Consider the following 341-nt stretch of genomic DNA (forward strand, 5'->3'; position numbering starts at 1 on the left):
AGGGCGTCCTCGCGCTCGGACTCCTGGGCGCGGGCGGCGGCCATCCACTGGGCGGTGTAGGAAACGGCGTGCATGGTGGTCCCTCCTCGGGCTCAGGCGAAGAACGCCTTCTGGATGGTGGCGAGGGACTGGAAGTCCTCTTTGTCTTTGGGGACTACGACGATCTCTAGGCGGGCCGCGTCCTCGATCGTGTAGACGAGATCGACGAAGGCGAGCGAGTCGACGAGGCGGCTCTCGATGATGTTGACGTCGGGGGCGAGTTCGGTGCGGCCGGGGTGACGGCCGAGGATCCAGTCGCGGACCTTGTCGATGCCGGTGGCGCTCATGCAGGTTCCTTTCGG

1 protein-coding gene is annotated in these 341 nt (G+C 66.3%); it reads right to left on the bottom strand.

Translation table 11 applies throughout. The features are described from left to right. Positions 1 to 92 precede the first annotated feature (92 nt). Positions 93 to 341, bottom strand: a 249-nt coding sequence (locus tag PUR71_RS01010; RefSeq protein ID WP_329924361.1) for an acyl carrier protein, incomplete at its 5' end; no start/stop codon positions are given.

The organism is Streptomyces sp. SP17BM10 (assembly GCF_036322405.1).
Lineage (GTDB): Bacteria > Actinomycetota > Actinomycetes > Streptomycetales > Streptomycetaceae > Kitasatospora.